This window comes from Burkholderia sp. BCC0405 (genome assembly GCF_902833075.1).
Classification (GTDB): domain Bacteria; phylum Pseudomonadota; class Gammaproteobacteria; order Burkholderiales; family Burkholderiaceae; genus Burkholderia.
Genome location: NZ_CADFEO010000007.1, coordinates 101,898 through 114,705 on the forward strand (window position 1 = coordinate 101,898; position 12,808 = coordinate 114,705).

11 protein-coding genes and 3 pseudogenes are annotated in these 12,808 nt (G+C 67.7%); 10 read left to right on the forward strand and 4 right to left on the reverse strand.

Features of this window, described 5'->3' with window-relative positions; all coding sequences use genetic code 11:
- Positions 1–173 precede the first annotated feature (173 nt).
- Both HWX36_RS13460 and HWX36_RS13465 read right to left on the reverse strand, forming a co-directional pair.
- Positions 174–1,049 (reverse strand): SDR family NAD(P)-dependent oxidoreductase, encoded by an 876-nt coding sequence (locus HWX36_RS13460; RefSeq protein ID WP_175952586.1) that lies wholly within the window; start codon positions 1,047–1,049, stop codon positions 174–176.
- 174 nt (positions 1,050–1,223) lie between these two features.
- Positions 1,224–1,802, reverse strand: coding sequence for a TetR/AcrR family transcriptional regulator (locus tag HWX36_RS13465; RefSeq protein ID WP_175952587.1), 579 nt, complete (start codon positions 1,800–1,802; stop codon positions 1,224–1,226).
- A 202-nt stretch (positions 1,803–2,004) separates the two neighbouring features.
- Here HWX36_RS13465 and zwf point away from each other — a divergent pair, with 202 nt between their 5' ends.
- Positions 2,005–3,480: a glucose-6-phosphate dehydrogenase gene (gene zwf / locus HWX36_RS13470; RefSeq protein WP_175952588.1), complete on the forward strand. Its 1,476-nt coding sequence runs from the start codon at positions 2,005–2,007 to the stop codon at positions 3,478–3,480.
- Between the two features lie 87 nt (positions 3,481–3,567).
- Here the strand turns inward: zwf and HWX36_RS13475 are convergent, their stop codons facing one another.
- Positions 3,568–4,509 (reverse strand): LysR family transcriptional regulator, encoded by a 942-nt coding sequence (locus tag HWX36_RS13475; RefSeq protein WP_175952589.1) that lies wholly within the window; start codon positions 4,507–4,509, stop codon positions 3,568–3,570.
- Between the two features lie 111 nt (positions 4,510–4,620).
- Between HWX36_RS13475 and HWX36_RS13480 the strand changes: the two genes are divergently transcribed.
- From HWX36_RS13480 to HWX36_RS13500, 7 genes and pseudogenes are all read left to right on the forward strand, one after another.
- Entirely contained in the window at positions 4,621–5,823 is a 1,203-nt protein-coding gene (locus tag HWX36_RS13480; protein ID WP_175952590.1) for an MFS transporter, read from the forward strand.
- Between the two features lie 29 nt (positions 5,824–5,852).
- Positions 5,853–6,014: pseudogene (locus tag HWX36_RS37125) on the forward strand (adenylate cyclase); the annotation flags it as partial.
- Positions 6,005–6,130: pseudogene (locus HWX36_RS37130) on the forward strand (LLM class flavin-dependent oxidoreductase); the annotation flags it as partial. The pseudogenes HWX36_RS37125 and HWX36_RS37130, both read left to right, overlap by 10 nt.
- Before the next feature lie 140 nt (positions 6,131–6,270).
- Positions 6,271–7,077: a 2,5-didehydrogluconate reductase DkgB gene (gene dkgB / locus HWX36_RS13485; RefSeq protein ID WP_175952591.1), complete on the forward strand. Its 807-nt coding sequence runs from the start codon at positions 6,271–6,273 to the stop codon at positions 7,075–7,077.
- 62 nt (positions 7,078–7,139) lie between these two features.
- Positions 7,140–8,255, forward strand: a complete 1,116-nt coding sequence (locus HWX36_RS13490) for an alkene reductase (protein ID WP_175952592.1) — start codon at positions 7,140–7,142, stop codon at positions 8,253–8,255.
- 22 nt (positions 8,256–8,277) lie between these two features.
- Positions 8,278–8,436, forward strand: a pseudogene (locus HWX36_RS13495) (aldo/keto reductase); the annotation flags it as partial.
- A gap of 229 nt (positions 8,437–8,665) precedes the next feature.
- Positions 8,666–9,187, forward strand: coding sequence for a DUF3455 domain-containing protein (locus HWX36_RS13500; RefSeq protein WP_175952593.1), 522 nt, complete (start codon positions 8,666–8,668; stop codon positions 9,185–9,187).
- 117 nt (positions 9,188–9,304) lie between these two features.
- Here the strand turns inward: HWX36_RS13500 and HWX36_RS13505 are convergent, their stop codons facing one another.
- A complete protein-coding gene (locus HWX36_RS13505; protein WP_175952594.1) occupies positions 9,305–9,970 on the reverse strand; it encodes an O-methyltransferase in 666 nt (221 codons plus the stop codon).
- A gap of 48 nt (positions 9,971–10,018) precedes the next feature.
- Here HWX36_RS13505 and HWX36_RS13510 point away from each other — a divergent pair, with 48 nt between their 5' ends.
- Positions 10,019–10,696, forward strand: a complete 678-nt coding sequence (locus tag HWX36_RS13510; protein WP_175952595.1) for a TetR family transcriptional regulator — start codon at positions 10,019–10,021, stop codon at positions 10,694–10,696.
- Between the two features lie 529 nt (positions 10,697–11,225).
- A complete protein-coding gene (locus HWX36_RS13515) occupies positions 11,226–12,614 on the forward strand; it encodes an NCS2 family permease (protein ID WP_175952596.1) in 1,389 nt (462 codons plus the stop codon).
- The last annotated feature ends 194 nt before the right edge of the window (positions 12,615–12,808 follow it).

Genomic DNA, 12,808 nt, shown 5'->3' on the forward strand with positions numbered 1-12,808 from the left:
TCGGCCGTTCAGCCGCGCGGACGGGACGCGGCGGCTCGTCGCGCCCGCCGATTGACGTCACGGCAGCGCCCGTCGATCGCATCAGCGCGGCCGGGCGATGCCGGCGCGCCGGTGCACGCGCCGGCATCGGCCAGTTGCTCACGCGCACCCGACAGCAGCGCCAATGTCAGCGCTCACTCCAGCCCCTTCAGCACCTCAAGCCCGTCCGGCAGCTTCGCATCCGGAAACTGCGTCGACAGCGACGTGTCGCGCCACCGCGCGGCCTCTTCCGCGCGCTGCTTCTCCGCCTGCTCGCACACGAACAGCGCGTCGCCGCCGAGCAGCAAACGCATCGGCACATCCTCGCGGCGCGACAGCTCGACGATCAGCGCCGCGATCCGCGCCGGATCGCCGACTTCGTGGCCGCCATACGCGCCGAGCAGTTCGAGAATCTTCCCGACCGACGGCCGGTAGTCGGGCAGCAGGCCGTCGATGCCGCGCTTCGCCTGCGCAGCCCAGTCAGTGCGCATCCCGCCCGGCTCGAGCGTGCAGACGCGCACGCCGAACGGCGCGACTTCCTTCGACAGCACGTCGCTGAACCCGCCGACCGCCCACTTCGCGGCCTGATACGCGGACAAGCCGGCCGTCGACGAGCGCCCGCCGACCGACGACACCTGGAAGATGTGTCCCGCGCGCTGCGCGCGCATCGACGGCAGCACCGCACGCGTCAGGTTGATCACGCCGAACAGGTTCGTTTCGATCTGGTCGCGGAAATCGTCGGCGCCCATCTGCTCGAACGGCACCGTGTGGCCGTAGCCCGCGTTGTTCACCAGCACGTCGATGCGGCCGAACGCGTCGCGCGCCGCCGCGACGGCCCGCGCGGCCGCCGCTTCGTCGGTGACGTCGAGCGCGACCGGCAGCAATCGATCGCCATGACGCTCGGCCAGATCGGCCAGCCGCGCGGGATCGCGCGCGCCGGCCACCAGCCGGTCGCCCGCTGCCAGCACGGCTTCCGAAATTGCTCGCCCCAGGCCGCGCGCGGCCCCTGTTACCAGCCAGACTTTCGACATTTTCCACTCCTTGATCGTGGTGAAACCACAAAAATGAATGATTACTCACTCATTAATAACGACGATGCAGCGGTCGTTCATGGCCGCCATCGCCCTGCCTGAAACCCGCCACTCGTCATCGCCGCGGCACGTGAGCGTGAAACCGCACACGCCGCCTCGACGGCAACCGTTGCCTTATACCGCGTGCAACACGGCCCACAACGCGCGAAACCCGGCCTCCCGGTACGCGTCGGCCCGCGCCGGATCGCGCGCGATCGACTCCATCGCCGTTTCCGCGATCGACGTAAACAACGCTGCGCAGAACGCATACGCTTCGTCGGGTTTCAGCGCGCCCGAAGCGGCGACCTGCTCGCGCAGCAGCGCATTGATCCCGCCGAAGCCTTCGGCGCCGGCCGCGCGATGCGCATCGTCGATGCGCCCGCTCACGTTGAGTTGCTGCAGCGCGCGCCGCCCGTCCGGATCCGCGACGCCCCACGACACATAGCCGTTCCACGCATGCCGCACGGCCTGCTCGACCGGCGCGTGTTCCGGAAAACCGGCCATCATCGCTTCGCGCATCCCGGCCTTCAGGCTCAGATACAACGCGTTCAGCAGCGCGTCCTTGGTCTCGAAGTACGTGAACACCGTGCCTTCCGCGACGCCGGCGAGCCGCGCGATGCGCGCGGTCGTCGCGGTGGCGCCGTCCTCGGCGAGCGCGCGTGCGGCCGCGGCGAGAATGGCTTCATGCTTGTCGGGACTGCGCGGACGGGCCACGTTCGATACCTTTAATGAGTGAGCACTCAATCATAATGGCGAGATCCTATGGAGTGCAAGCGCTGTTACATCCGGGAGAACCCATACGCAATCCATCAAAACCGTGCACTATTAGCGTTTTCACGCACGGGTGCGCTCTCGTATCGGCGCCCGGTGCCTCGACGTTCGTTTCATGTTCACCGTTTCAAACCGCGAACCTCCCATGACGAATCAGCCTACCCAGACCGGAGCCGACCGGCCCGTCGACATGATCATCTTCGGCGGCGGCGGCGACCTGGCCGCCCGCAAGCTGTTGCCCGCGCTGTACATGGCGCACCTGCACTGCAACCTTCCGCCCGAGACGCGCATCATCGCGGTCGGCCGCCGCGACTGGGGCATCGACGGCTATCGCAAGTTCATGGACGAGCAGTCGCGCCCGTTCATCGACGAAAAGGCGTTCGACCCACAGGCGTGGAGCCGTTTCCTCGACCTGTTCAAGTACGTGCTAATCGACGTGAACGCGCCGGACGACTACCTGCGGCTCGCGGAAGCGGCGCGCGGCGATGCGATCCGCGTGTTCTACCTGTCGACGTCGCCGGAGTTGTTCACCACCATCTGCGACAACCTGTCGGCCGCGCATCTCGTCGACAAGCATTCGCGCGTCGTCCTCGAAAAGCCGCTCGGCCACGATCTCGCGTCCGCGAAGGCGATCAACGATGCGGTCGGCAAGCACTTCGAGGAATCGCAGATCTATCGGATCGACCACTATCTCGGCAAGGAAACCGTGCAGAACCTGATGGTGCTGCGCTTCGGCAACCCGATCTTCGGGCCGCTGTGGCAGGCGCCGAGCATCCGCAGCGTGCAGATCACGGTGGCGGAGACGGTGGGCGTCGGCAGCCGCGCGGGCTTCTACGACCATACCGGCGCGCTGCGCGACATGGTGCAGAACCACCTGCTGCAGCTGCTGTGCATCGTCGCGATGGAACCGCCGGTGTCGCTCGACCCGGACGCGGTGCGCGACGAGAAGCTGAAAGTGCTGCGCTCGCTGCGGCCGATGGCGGTGGCCGACGTCGCGCGCGACACGGTGCGCGGCCAGTACACGGCCGGCGCGGTCGACGGACAGCCGGTGAAGGGCTATCTCGAGGAAGACAACGTGCCGGCGGACAGCCGCGCGGAAACCTTCGTCGCGCTGCGCGCGCACATCAACAACTGGCGCTGGGCGAACGTGCCGTTCTTCCTGCGCACCGGCAAGCGGCTGCAGCGCCGCCAGTCGGAAATCGTGATCGAGTTCGCCGACATGCCGTTCTCGATCATCCCGACCGGCCCGCGCCACTACAGCAACCGCCTCGTGATCCAGCTCCAGCCGGAAGAGTCGATCCAGCTGCAGATGCTCGCGAAGGAACCGGGCAGCGGCATGAACATGGTGCCCGTGAGCCTGAACCTCGACCTGCAGCAGGCGATTCCGGAACGGCGCGCGGAAGCGTACGAACGGCTGCTGATCGACGTGATCCGCGGCCGCCTCACGCACTTCATGCGCCGCGACGAGCTCGAAGCCGCATGGTCGTGGGTCGAGCCGATCCTCGACGGCTGGAAGCAGCTCGGCGACCGGCCGCGCCTGTACACGGCCGGCACGTTCGGGCCCGCGGCTTCGTCGGCGCTGCTCGCGCGCGACGGGATGTCCTGGTCCGAAGAGGCGTAACCGCCACGCGACGGCGTGCCGGCGTACGGCACGCCGGATCGCGCGTCAGATCGCGCGGGGCATGACCCGCCCCGTCGTTCCCGCCACCTACCGCGGCTCCATCCACGATGCAGCCTTGCGCCGCCCCGGCGCATCGTTGCCGCTGCCGCCCAGCGCCTCGATCAGGTAGTCGACGAACGACGCGATCCGCGACGAGATCGCGGTATTGCGGTAGTACACCGCGTGGATCGGCTGCTCGACCTCGAGCGTCTGGCGCGCGAGCACCTGCACGAGCCGGCCCGCCTCGCGATCCTGCGCCGTCATGAAATCCGACAGGCAGACGACGCCCGCGCCATCGAGCGCGAGCTGCCGCAGCGTCTCGCCGCTCGACGACCGGATGTCCGGCTCGATGCGGCGCGGCTCGCCGTCGGCGCCGAGGATCGGCCACACGTTCAGCGATTCGGGCTGCGTGAAGCCGAGCAGCGTGTGCTTGTCGAGATCCTCCACCTTGCGCGGCTGGCCGTGAGCGGCAACATATCCGGGACTTGCAAGGATGCGTATCCGGCTGGTGCCGACGCGCCGGCTGTGCAGCGTCGAATCCTTCAGCCGGCCGATCCGGAACGCGACGTCGGTGCGCCGCTCCAGCAGGTCGATGATGCCCTCGTTGCTGTTCAGCTCCAGCTCGACTTTCGGGAAGCGTTCGCGGTAGCCGCGCACGAGCGGCACGATCACGTGCAGCATGAACGGCGTCGCCGCATCCACGCGCAGCCGCCCCGACGGCATCTCGCGCCGCGCGAGCATCTGCTCTTCCGCCGTCTCGACCGATTCGATGATCGCGCGCGCGTCCTGCAGGAACGCGCGACCTTCCTCGGTCAGCTCCAACCGGCGCGTGGTCCGGCGCAACAGCGTGGTCTTCAGCTTCTCCTCGAGCCGCCCGAGCGTGCGGCTCGTCGCCGACACCGTGAGGTCGAGCTGCTGCGCGGCCGCCGTGATCGAACCGGAATCGACCACGGCGGCAAAGGCCTGGAGTTCGTCGAGCGTGATCTTCATCGCGTGATTCTTGATTTCAAATCAAAACAATTTGGTTTATAGACGCGTTTTTCAGCAAAAGTAAAGGCGGCACACTGCGCTCCATCCTCACCGGACCCTGGAGCACCCATCATGCCACTCGCCCTGCTTGCGCTGACCATCAGCGCATTCGCCATCGGTACCACCGAATTCGTGATCGTCGGGCTGATCCCGACGATCGGCGCCGATCTCGGCGTCAGCCTGCCGTCCGCCGGCCTGCTCGTCAGTCTTTACGCGCTGAGCGTCGCGATCGGCGCACCGCTCCTCACCGCGCTCACCGGCCGCGTGCCGCGCAAGACACTCCTCGCCGCGCTGATGGCGCTGTTCACCGTCGGCAACCTCGTCGCGTGGCAGGCGCCCGGCTACGAATCGCTGATCGTCGCACGCATCCTCACCGGCCTCGCGCACGGCGTGTTCTTCTCGGTCGGCTCGATCATCGCGACCACGCTCGTGCCGAAGGAAAAGGCCGCCAGCGCGATCGCGACGATGTTCAGCGGGATGACCGTCGCATTCGTCGCCGGCATTCCGCTCGGCACCTTCATCGGCCAGCACTTCGGCTGGCGCGCAACGTTTCTGGTCGTCGCACTGTTCGGCCTCGTCGCGTTCGTCGGCGCGGTCGCGTTCGTGCCGCGCGGGTTGCCGCAAACGGCGCCCGCGCCGCTCGCCCGCCAGTTCCGCGTGCTCGCGCAGCCGCGCCTGCTGCTGGTCTATGCGATGACGGCCGTCGGCTACGGCGGCTCGCTGATCGCGTTCACGTACATGGCGCCGCTGCTCGAGCAGATCGCCGGCTTCACGCCGTCGCAGGTCAGCCTCGTACTCGTCGGCTACGGCGTGTCGGTCGCGTTCGGCAACGTATGGGGCGGCAAGCTCGCGGATAGCGCCGGCCCCGTGAAGGCGCTCAAGCGGATCTTCCTGCTGCTCGCGGTCGTGCTGCTCGCGCTCGCCTTCACGATCCACGTCAAATGGCTCGCCGTGCTGACGATGCTTGCGTGGGGCGCGGTGGCGTTCGGCAACGTGCCGGGCCTGCAGGTGTACGTCGTCAAGCAGGCGCGGCACTTCGCGCCCGACGCCATCGACGTCGCGTCCGGTTTCAACATCGCCGCGTTCAACCTCGGCGTCGCGGGCGGCTCGGCACTCGGTGGCGTGGTCGTCGCGCATGTCGGCCTCGGCCATACGCCGTGGATCGCGGCAGCCGTCACGCTCGGCGCATTCGCGCTCACCGCGCTGAGCGGCCGGCTCGACCGCAGCGCGGGCCTGCCGGCGCGCACGGCCGAACCGGTTCAGCTCGCGCACTGAACGCCACCTGTTTGCAGGCGTTTGCACACATGACCGCATCGCCCTCGCGCCCGCCGTTCGCCGGCAAGACGTTCGACGTGCGCTGCGACGGCCTCACCGCGCTCAACGCGTACGACGATGACGGCCGCCCCATGGGCTACGAGATCACGGAAGGCCCCTGCTCGGATGCGAAGGGCGAAGTCGCCTGCACGACGGCCGCCGCTCCGGCGTACCCGGCCTCGCACACCACGCGACGCTCGCGCAGCGCGCCGACATGCTGGGCTTCCGTGCGCTCCGGGTGCGCGACGTGCCGGTGTACGACCCCGCAGCGTAGAGCCCCAGGTAAACCACTCCGGATACTTGATTTCAGATCAAATATTTTTGACTTTAAACGGCGTTTATCTCACCAATCCAAAACGCCAGAATGACTTCCATATCGAACCCGTTCCACTCTCCCAGGAGCAGATGATGAGCAAGATTCCCGCATTCGGCCTCGGTACGTTCCGCCTGCAAGGCCAGGTTGTCATCGACTCGGTCCGCAACGGCCTCGAAGTCGGCTACCGCGCGATCGACACCGCGCAGATCTATGGCAACGAAGCCGAAGTCGGCGAAGCGATCGCCGCCTCGGGCGTGGCCCGCGAAGACCTGTTCCTCACGACCAAGATCTGGGTCGACAACTACGCGCCGGGCAAGCTCGCGCCGAGCCTCGAGGAAAGCCTGCGCAAGCTGCGCACCGACCACGTCGACCTGACGCTGATCCACTGGCCGGCCCCCGACAACGGCGTCGCGCTCGACACGTTCATGACCGCGCTCGCCGACGCGAAGGCGCAGGGCCTCACGCGCCGCATCGGCATCTCGAACTTCAACATCGCACTGACGAAGCAGGCGATCGCGGCCGTCGGCAAGGATGCGATCGCGACGAACCAGATCGAGCTGAGCCCGTACCTGCAGAACCGCAAGCTCGTCGAGTTCCTGAACGCCGAAGGCATCCACGTGACGTCGTACATGACGCTCGCATACGGCAAGGTGCTCGGCGATCCGGTGATCGGTGCAATCGCGCAGCGTCACGACGCGACGCCCGCGCAGGTCGCGCTCGCGTGGGCCTTGCAGCTCGGCTACTCGGTGATCCCGTCGTCGACGAAGCGCGAAAACCTCGCGAGCAACCTGCTCGCGCAGACGCTGCGCCTGACCGACGAAGACATGGCGCAGATCGCCGCGCTCGAACGCAACGGTCGCGAAGTCGATCCGGCCGGCCTCGCACCGGCGTGGGACTGAATGCGCCACGCCTCCTTTGATCCGCCAAGGCCCACAGGCCGCGGCACCGACAGGACATCCCCATGACCCAGGACCCGCTTTTTCAACCGCTGCGACTCGGCGCGCTGACGCTGCCGAACCGCATCGTGATGCCGCCGATGACGCGCTCGCGCGCCAGCCAGCCCGGCGACGAAGCCAACGAACTGATGGCCGCGTATTACGCGCAGCGCGCGAGCGCCGGCCTGATCGTCAGCGAAGGCACCTATATCGCACCGCTCGGCAAGGGCTACGCATGGACGCCCGGCATTCACACGCCGTCGCAGGTGGCCGGCTGGCGCAAGGTGACGGACGCCGTGCATGCCGCACACGGCCGCATCTTCGCGCAGCTGTGGCACGTCGGCCGGCTGAGCCACACGAGCCTGCTCGGCGGCCAGCAGCCGGTGTCGTCGGCGCCGCTGCAGGCGAAAGGCGTGAACGTGTTCGTGGCCGGCGAAGACGGCAGCACGCCGGGCTTCGTGCAGGCGTCCGAGCCGCGCGCGCTGACGATCGACGAGATCCGCGCGATCGTCGATCAATATCGCGCCGCCGCGCGCCACGCGATCGAGGCCGGCTTCGACGGCGTCGAGCTGCACGGCGCGAACGGCTATCTCGTGAACCAGTTCATCGACTCGAATGCGAACACGCGCACCGACGCGTACGGCGGCTCGCTCGAAAACCGGCTGCGCTTCCTGCGCGAAGTCACGCAGGCGCTGATCGAAGGCACGGGCGACGCGTCGCGCGTCGGCATCCGCCTCGCGCCGCTGACGACGCTGAACGGCTGCGTCGACGACGATCCGGAAACGACCTACCTCGCGGCTGCGACGCTGCTCGGCGAACTCGGCGTCGGCTACCTGCACATCGCGGAAGCCGACTGGGACGACGCGCCGCCGATGCCGGTCGAATTCAAGCAGCAACTGCGCGCCGCGTACCCGGGCGTGCTGATCTACGCCGGCGCGTACACCGCCGAGCGCGCGCGCGACGCGATCGCCGCCGGCTGGGCCGACCTCGTCGCGTTTGGCCGCCCGTTCGTCGCGAACCCCGACCTGCCCGAGCGGCTGCGCACCGGCGCGGCACTCGCGCCGCACGACCGCACCACGCTGTTCGGCGGCGGCGAGCGCGGCCTGACCGACTATCCGACGCTGGCCCAGGCCGCGGCCTGAGCCGGCCTACCCGAGACGGGTCGTGAGAATCACGCTCCCTTCCCGCCCGGGTTTCGGCACCGCGCCGCTGGTCAACATGGACCGGGACATCCCGCACGAAGAGGCGCTGGCCACGGTCGATGCGGCGTGGGAAAGCGGTATCCGCTACTTCGACGCCGCGCCGCTGTACGGCGCCGGCCTCGAACCGTGGGATGTGCTGAAGGCCGGGCACCTGATTGCCGCGCATGCACCGACGCCGGCAGGCGCGTAATGGCGCGCGGTTGCGTCGCAGCATGCGCCCGCGCAACCGCGCGCATTCGCGGCGGCTATCGCCGCGAATGCCATTTCCCGATTGCGGCCTGGACGATCGGCGTCTAGCCTTTACGGAATCGACTCCGCCCCCGTACCCCTGACCTGAAAGGACGCCTGCCATGCCAAGCCGCTCCCCGACACGCGACATGCTGCTGGCCATCGCAGCCGGCGTTTCATTGGCGGCCTGCACGGCGCCAGCGTATGCCGACGCCGGTCTCACGCCGCCCGAACCCGCGACGGCAGTGCTGTCGACCACCGCGACCGGCGTGCAGATCTACGCGTGCGAATACGATCACGACCATCGGCTCGCGTGGACATTCCAGCGCCCGGAGGCGATGCTGTTCGACGCGAGCGGCACGCTCGTCGTCCGGCACGGCGCGGGGCCGTCATGGGAAGCGCTCGACGGCAGCCGCATCACCGGCAAGAAACTCGCGGAAGCGCCGAGCGCGCGCGCCGGCAGCATTGCGCAACTCCTGCTCGCCGCGACGCCGGCCGCAACGGGCGCGACCGGCACGCTCGCCGGCGTGCGCTTCGTACAGCGGCTCGATACCGTGGGCGGCACGCCGCCGGATGCGGGGTGCTCGACCGAGCATGCAGTCGGCCGCTTCCCGTATTTCGCGCGCTACGTGTTCCTGAAATAACGCACGACGGCGCTCGACGCGCCGGGCACCGTCGCGGTAGTGTCCGACATGTGACGGATTGATCAGTCATCCTATCCTTGATGAACGGATGCACCCGGCATTCAGGTCGCGCAGCGCTCAGCCGATCCGCATCGACAGCTCGACATCGCCGCCGAACGGAACCGACAGATAGCCGTTCTCCAGCGAGCGCACGTACGCGAGATAGCCGGGGCTGTATTCGGCATTGTCGGCAACGACGAACGCGCCGGGCCGCAACCGCTGCTCGACGAGTGCAAGAACCTCGGGATACAGCGCCTTCGCGCCGTCGAGCAGCAACAGGTCGACCGAATCCGGTAAATCGGCGGCCAGCGTACGCAGCGCATCGCCCTCGCGAATCTCCACGAGATCGGCAAGCCCTGCCGCACTCAGGTTCGCCCGCGCCCGCACGACCTTCGACGGCTCGAATTCGCTCGTGATCAGCCGGCCCCCGCCGTTGTCGCGCAGCGCGGCCGCGAGATGCAGCGTCGAAATGCCGAACGACGTGCCGAATTCGACGATCGACCGCGCGCCGCCGCTGCGCGCGAGCATGTACAGCAGCACGCCCGTCTCGCGGGACACGGCAAGCGGATAGTCCTTCAGGCGCGCATACAGATCGGTGTAGCCGGTCTTGCTGCGCATCAGCCGCGCTTGCTCGTCGCGCGACAGGCTGGCGAAGTCCGGGCTCGTCGCGGGCGACGAGGCGTCGGCTTCGTCGAACAGGCGTGCCAGCAGCGAAGCCAGCGGGTCGAGCGTCAGGGTGGTCATGCGAATCTCCGGGTTCGGTTTGAGTGTGTCGTTGCACCCGATTAGAATATGACGAAGTATTCAGGTTTTACTATTCGCATTGGCACATCGCTCACGACCGACCGCCCGAACGCCCGGATTGCCACGCGCAAACAGCCTCGGCAGGCTCGCTCCACCCGGCTCGTCGAGGACGTTCTGCAGGCCGCTGTTCAGGTTTTGGCGAGCGAAGGCGCGCAGCGCTTCACGATGGCGCGGGTCGCCGAACGCGCCGGTGTGAGCGTCGGCTCGCTGTACCAGTACTTCCCGAACAAGGCAGCCGTGCTGTTCCGGCTGCAGCACGACGAGTGGCGGCAGACAGCCGAGATGCTGCGCGGGATGCTGGAGGATGTGAACCGGACGCCGCCCGAGCGGCTGCGCACCGCCGTTCACGCGTTCATCCGCTCGGAATGCGACGAGGCGCGCATGCGCATCGCACTCGACGACGCCGCGCCGCTCTATCGCGACGCGCCCGAGGCGCAGGAAGCCAAGGCGGCCGGCAACCGCATCTTCCAGGCGTTCATGCGGGAGGCGCTGCCCGATGCGCCGGCGGCCACCCGCGCGCTCGCATGCGACCTGATCACCACCACGCTCACCACGGCCGGCAAGGCGTTTTCGGAAAGCGAGCGCTCGCCCGACGAAATCGACGCGTATTCGAACGCGATGGCCGACATGTTCTGCGCCTATCTCGACCATCTCGCGCACCATTGAGGCCGGGGCGACGACGAGAACCGCCCGCGCGCGATGGCGATGTCGTCCGAATGCAGGTTGCGCGCGGCGTCGAACGCCGTCGCCAGCCTCCGTTTCCACCAGCCTGCCCGGCCACAACGCAAGACATTTGTAATTTTCGATGCCTCCCCCGCTTCCCCCCAGCCCGTCGATCCCGCGTTCAAATAATCGCCTTAACGGATTCGAACTAGGCGTATACACGCGTGTCGTCACGACGGAGCCCCGTTGCACGCCGATATAAGCGCTGAGACATGCACTGCATGCTCTTCCCCCAATGGGACGCGATGGGCGGTTCGCCTAACCTTCGCTACGGCAAAGCACACGTGACGGGGTCGACACCATAACGCGTCGCACGACGCGACACCCTCGCGATCGTTTCGATTCGCACGTAACGACACGGATCACGCGTCATTCGTCCCCACGACGTTGCCGACAATCCCAACTAGATACGAGACACCCTGACGACGGTTCGCTACGGGCCGTTTCAGCATGCTGATAAAGGAGCAAGCTCATGAGTGATACCCCGGTGCAGCCGACGGTCGGCGTCGGCACGGAAGAAACTGCCTTTGGCACCAAGGGAGTCATCGACCGGTACTTCGGCATTTCGTCGCGCGGCAGCACGCAGCGCCGCGAGATCATTGCCGGCGTCACGACCTTCCTCGCGATGGTCTATTCCGTGTTCGTCGTGCCCGGCATGTTCGGCAAGGCCGGCTTCGACACGAGTGCCGTGTTCGTCGCGGTCTGCCTCACCACCGCGTTCGGTTCGCTGCTGATGGGCCTGTGGGCGAAGCTGCCGATCGCGATCGGCTGCGCGATCTCGCTGACCGCGTTCACCGCGTTCGGCCTCGTGCTCGGCAAGGGGCTGTCGCCGACGGTCGCGCTCGGCGCCGTGTTCCTGATGGGTCTCGTGTTCACCGGCATTTCCGTCACCGGCGTGCGTTCGTGGATCCTGCGCAACCTGCCCGCGGGCGTCGCGCACGGCACCGGGATCGGCATCGGCCTGTTCCTGCTGCTGATCGCATCGAACGACGTCGGCCTCGTGATCAAGAACCCGGGCGCCGGCCTGCCGGTCTCGCTCGGCCAGATCACCGCGTTCCCGGTGATCATGTCGGTCATCGGCCTCGCCGCGATCTTCGGCCTCGAAAGGCGTCGCGTGCCGGGCGGCATCCTGCTCGTCGTGATCGCGATCTCGGTGTTCGGCCTGATCTTCGATCCGAGCGTGAAGTACCACGGCATCTTCGCGCTGCCGTCGCTGAGCGCACCGGGTCATGCGTCGCTGATCGGCGCGATGGACATCAAGGGCGCGCTGTCGATGGCCGTGCTGCCGAGCGTGCTGGCGCTGGTGATGACCGCCGTGTTCGACGCGACCGGCACGATCCGCGCGGTCGCGGGCCAGGCCGGCCAGCTCGACGAGAACGGTCGCATCATCAACGGCGGCCGCGCGCTGACCGCCGATTCGCTCAGCTCGATCTTCTCCGGCTTCCTCGGCGGCGCGCCGGCGGCGGCCTACATCGAGTCGAGCGTCGGCGTGGCCGCCGGCGCGAAGACGGGCCTCGCGGCGGCCGTGGTCGGCCTGCTGTTCCTCGTCGTGATGTTCTTCTCGCCGCTCGCGGGCCTCGTGCCGTCGTACGCCACGGCACCGGCGCTGATGTACGTCGGCCTGCTGATGCTCGGCAGCGTGAGCAAGCTGCACATGGACGACAGGGTCGATGCGATGTCGGGCCTCGTGTGCGCGGTGTTCATCGTGCTGACCGCGAACATCGTGACGGGCATCATGCTCGGCTTCTCGACGCTCGTGATCGGCCGCATCGCCAGCGGCGAATTCCGCAAGCTCAACGTCGGCACCGTGCTCATCGCGGCCGTGCTCGTCACGTTCTACCTCGGCGGCTGGGCGATCTGACCGCGAATCGTGCGCGACGTCGCCGGCAGAAGGACGACGCGCATCGGGACGACATCGGCTCCTCCCCCCTCATCGTTGATGGTCTCCAGGCCTGGGAACGCAAGTTTCCGGGCTTTTTTTGTCGATGCGCCGCCGTGCGCGGGCATCGCGGAAACGGCGCGGCGCGAATCCGCACCCGGTGGTGCTACGATCGC

What these genes read in the sequence shown, in the direction of transcription:
- HWX36_RS13480 (WP_175952590.1), top strand. Translation starts at nt 4,621, where the DNA reads ATGCCACTCGCCCTGCTTGCGCTGACCATCAGCGCATTCGCCATCGGT.
- HWX36_RS13475 (WP_175952589.1), bottom strand. Translation starts at nt 4,509, where the DNA reads ATGAAGATCACGCTCGACGAACTCCAGGCCTTTGCCGCCGTGGTCGAT.
- HWX36_RS13510 (WP_175952595.1), top strand. Translation starts at nt 10,019, where the DNA reads ATGACGAAGTATTCAGGTTTTACTATTCGCATTGGCACATCGCTCACG.
- HWX36_RS13515 (WP_175952596.1), top strand. Translation starts at nt 11,226, where the DNA reads ATGAGTGATACCCCGGTGCAGCCGACGGTCGGCGTCGGCACGGAAGAA.
- HWX36_RS13500 (WP_175952593.1), top strand. Translation starts at nt 8,666, where the DNA reads ATGCCAAGCCGCTCCCCGACACGCGACATGCTGCTGGCCATCGCAGCC.
- HWX36_RS13505 (WP_175952594.1), bottom strand. Translation starts at nt 9,970, where the DNA reads ATGACCACCCTGACGCTCGACCCGCTGGCTTCGCTGCTGGCACGCCTG.
- HWX36_RS13460 (WP_175952586.1), bottom strand. Translation starts at nt 1,049, where the DNA reads ATGTCGAAAGTCTGGCTGGTAACAGGGGCCGCGCGCGGCCTGGGGCGA.
- HWX36_RS13490 (WP_175952592.1), top strand. Translation starts at nt 7,140, where the DNA reads ATGACCCAGGACCCGCTTTTTCAACCGCTGCGACTCGGCGCGCTGACG.
- dkgB (WP_175952591.1), top strand. Translation starts at nt 6,271, where the DNA reads ATGAGCAAGATTCCCGCATTCGGCCTCGGTACGTTCCGCCTGCAAGGC.
- zwf (WP_175952588.1), top strand. Translation starts at nt 2,005, where the DNA reads ATGACGAATCAGCCTACCCAGACCGGAGCCGACCGGCCCGTCGACATG.